This is a genomic window from Candidatus Clostridium helianthi, assembly GCF_045310795.1.
In the GTDB taxonomy this organism is placed as follows: domain Bacteria; phylum Bacillota; class Clostridia; order Clostridiales; family Clostridiaceae; genus Clostridium; species Clostridium helianthi.
On the sequence record NZ_JBJIAB010000086.1, the window covers coordinates 1 to 3395 of the forward strand.

The 3395-nt window shown below is 26.0% G+C and carries 4 protein-coding genes; 1 reads left to right on the forward strand and 3 read right to left on the reverse strand.

Going from position 1 to position 3395, the window contains the following annotated elements; translation table 11 throughout:
* Nucleotides 1–57: 57 nt before the first annotated feature.
* Nucleotides 58–1002 carry an HD-GYP domain-containing protein gene (locus tag ACJDTP_RS27195; protein ID WP_406762979.1) on the reverse strand — a complete coding sequence of 315 codons (945 nt, stop codon included), beginning with the start codon at nucleotides 1000–1002 and terminating at the stop codon, nucleotides 58–60.
* Nucleotides 1003–1278: 276 nt separating this feature from the next.
* Between ACJDTP_RS27195 and ACJDTP_RS27200 the strand changes: the two genes are divergently transcribed.
* A complete protein-coding gene (locus ACJDTP_RS27200) occupies nucleotides 1279–1416 on the forward strand; it encodes a hypothetical protein (protein ID WP_161223461.1) in 138 nt (45 codons plus the stop codon).
* A gap of 515 nt (nucleotides 1417–1931) precedes the next feature.
* Here the strand turns inward: ACJDTP_RS27200 and ACJDTP_RS27205 are convergent.
* Entirely contained in the window at nucleotides 1932–2216 is a 285-nt protein-coding gene (locus ACJDTP_RS27205; protein WP_012059467.1) for a hypothetical protein, read from the reverse strand.
* A gap of 141 nt (nucleotides 2217–2357) precedes the next feature.
* Nucleotides 2358–3149, reverse strand: a complete 792-nt coding sequence (locus ACJDTP_RS27210; RefSeq protein ID WP_406762980.1) for a polysaccharide deacetylase family protein — start codon at nucleotides 3147–3149, stop codon at nucleotides 2358–2360.
* Between the last annotated feature and the right edge of the window lie 246 nt (nucleotides 3150–3395).

Here is a 3395-nt window from a genome sequence, read left to right on the forward strand (position 1 = left end):
AAGAAAAGAAATAGCTAATAGCATGAAAAACTAACTTTCTTATGTTATTAACTATATCTATGAATAATTCAGGTTTATATTATCATTTTCTTTAAATGCAACTATAGGTCTTGTTGGCATATTTATATTTTGTTTAATAACCATAGCTTCTAACCCATTACTCAACTTTACAGTCAAACCATTAGGGTAACAATAAATTGATCCTACAAAATCCTTATATATATCGTTACTGAACCTTTGCTGGCCCATTGCTGCTAATACTTCAATTGCATGGTGTGGTAAAATAGAATCATCAGACTCTAATATATTAATATATTCATTACAAATAGACACAATCTTTGCAAATTCATATATCTTGTCCCCTTTTAATTTTTCAGGATAACCACTGCCATCTTCATTTTCATGATGTGAACGTATGCAAGTACATAATGTTGCTGAAAAATAATTATTATTTTTTACCAATTTATACCCTTCAATAGTATGATCATCTCCATCAGAAACTATTTTACCAATATCATGTAATATAGCTCCAATCCCTAGTTTTAAAATTTTGTCCTGACTATATTTTTTCTTGTAACCAATTATTATTGATAATAATGCTACATTCAGCGAATGAGTACATAATTCAAGATCTTTATCATTTTTAGCTAAGTTGTTATATAAATAGGCATTTTCTGAAATATTTATATTTTCAATTATTTCTTCAACTATTTTTATCACTGGTTGTTCAGGGACATATTTTTTCCTTTTGCATTCATCAAATACATTCTTTAACTCTTTGATTGCCTTTAGCCTTAATGGTGCGTCATATATTTCTTGTAAAGTAACATCATTTATACCATCATCTATATAGATTGTATTTATACCTATTTTCTTTATTTGTTCAATATTTCTTTCATTAATTTTTGCACCTTTATTTAAATATATCATTCCTGATTGCGTATAAATAGGAACCGCTAACTCTTTGTCCATTGCTTTTTCATTTAATATAACTAATCTCATACCGTTCTTCTCCTCTTCATAAATATTTCATCTATTTTTATACTGTTACTATAAATTATAATAAAATATACTTTATTGGTCAATTTTTTCACTTTATCCACTCTGATCTTAATAAATCATTTTATTCCACATTTGCTTAATATGTTAAGTTTTATTAAATTATTTATTGATAAAATCTTATATAGACATTTTTTTTATTTTTATTCTAATTGTTGAAAATAGTCGTAATACAATTATGTTTTTTTGTTAATACTTTAAATAAGTGAGGTGTAGTTTATGATTATATTAAGCCTAATATTTTTAATCTTTATAGGAATAAATATATTTTGGAGTTCTGCGAAAAATAAAAATATAGATGACTATATGCAGGACATGCAAAAACAGTTGCAAGATGAGTTGAAAATAATAAAATAATAATAAAACTTAATATCGCTGTTTTAAATTGCAAAATAAAATGCAGCCATCATATGACTGCATTTTTTTATCTATTAATTATGAGGGGTTAAGGTAAAGGGGATTTGAATATCTTTTGTATGTTTATATATTAGCACATTATCATAAAATAATCAATATTAATTGATATTTTTTATTAATTAATATATAAATTAATACTTCTCACAACGAAATTGAGAGCAATCACTAGTAGTGCAATCTGTAATTTAGCACTTTCAGCGAAATTTTCATATCCCTGTGAAATAACAATGTTTCTCCTTTCGGTAGATTGTTTCATAAGACTAAGCTATATATTGTTTATCTATACGAAGGTCTTTCTTTATGATTATTTCTAATAAAATAATATAAGCAGCAATTGGACAATTCCTAATTGCTGCTTTTGATAAATTATGAAAAAAGGTTTAACAATTTAATTATTAACATTTTTTTATTTTTAAAACCATTCCTATGCAACAATTTTACTTGTCGCAAAACTTTTATACTATCTCTTCTATAGCTAATAATCTAGGCTTATTTCCATCTTGAACTTTAATATATATCCTTGCCATAGTCATTTGCAAATTTTCTATTATTGTTTTTACTTTACAAATAAAATAATACTCTTCTATTCCATTACTTACTACAGCTATTGGATTAAAACTCCATCCCTTTATTCCACTTATTGCTTTTTGCAATATCTTCTTATCCCTTTTTGTAACTTTATTTCTAATTTCTAATTCTTTATCATCTCTAATTTCTAGATCCTCAATTTCTTTTTCCATGATATAAACACCCTTTCTAATAACTATATTAATACTTATTTTTGTCAGTAGTTTGTCAAAGTTATTAACCTTTTGTAAACATCATATTACCAAAAAATGAATTATATAGAGTTAATAAAGAATATTTTTTATATCTGCTCCTTACATACCCTCAAAGAATGTGAATGTTCTCCTTGATATAGGAAAATATAACTCTTGTGTATCTTCTGTAATTGTCTTAAATTCATATCCTTGCGATTTATAGTATTCTATTATTTCTGGCAACGCTTCACAAGTATTATTATTCATATCCGTACAATGTAAAAGCAATATTACTTTTGATAATTTCTCGCTTCCCTTTGTTGCCTTCCTATATAAACTATATGGAGAAAGCTTTGGATTTAATCCATCTGTATTATCCATATTCCAGTCATATACTTTAAAATTATTATCATGTAATTTCTTTAAACATCTATTATTTAAATGCTTACTGCTTCCACCTGGAAACCTTATTATATTAGGTGAAATTCCAATAACATTATTTATCTGAATACGGCATGCAAGCATTTCTTGTATAAATTTATCTTCACTACAATAAATTTTGTTAAATTTATGAGTATAAGTATGAAGGCCTATACTGTTTCCTTCATCATAAATTCGTTTTACAACTCCTTCTCTTCCCTCAATCTGGCTTCCTATTAGAAAAAAGGTTCCTTTAACATCCTTTTCCTTCAAAATGTCTAGAACACGACCTGTAACTTTATAGCTAGGACCATCATCAAAAGTCAGATAAATTACCTTCTTCATATCATGCGAAACTTTTTTATCCAGATCATGATTTTCACTAGTTGTTTCATTAGATGATATCGGAATAGCACTTACGTTTTTCACGCATATAAACATAACAAAAAGACCACTTAATAAAAATAAGAAAAATTTTATTCTATTCTTCAATTTCTCACCCTCCTTTTATAATCCATTTTAGAATTATAATTCTCAACACTTCTTATAATTTACATATTTAATTTTTTTATTTGTGGTAATTTTGAACATCTACTTTAGTGATAAACAATAACAATTCAACTTACTTGATGAACAGATTTACAAAGTTGCTAAAACCTTGAGTTCATATCTTCACTAGAAATCATAAATATATTTGTGGAGAAAACATTTGAAAATGAGCTGTTAAAGGTTCTTAGC

Excerpts from the sequence above, each read along its gene's own strand:
- ACJDTP_RS27205 (WP_012059467.1), bottom strand. The coding sequence starts at position 2,216 with ATGGAAAAAGAAATTGAGGATCTAGAAATTAGAGATGATAAAGAATTA.
- ACJDTP_RS27200 (WP_161223461.1), top strand. The coding sequence starts at position 1,279 with ATGATTATATTAAGCCTAATATTTTTAATCTTTATAGGAATAAATATA.
- ACJDTP_RS27195 (WP_406762979.1), bottom strand. The coding sequence starts at position 1,002 with ATGAGATTAGTTATATTAAATGAAAAAGCAATGGACAAAGAGTTAGCG.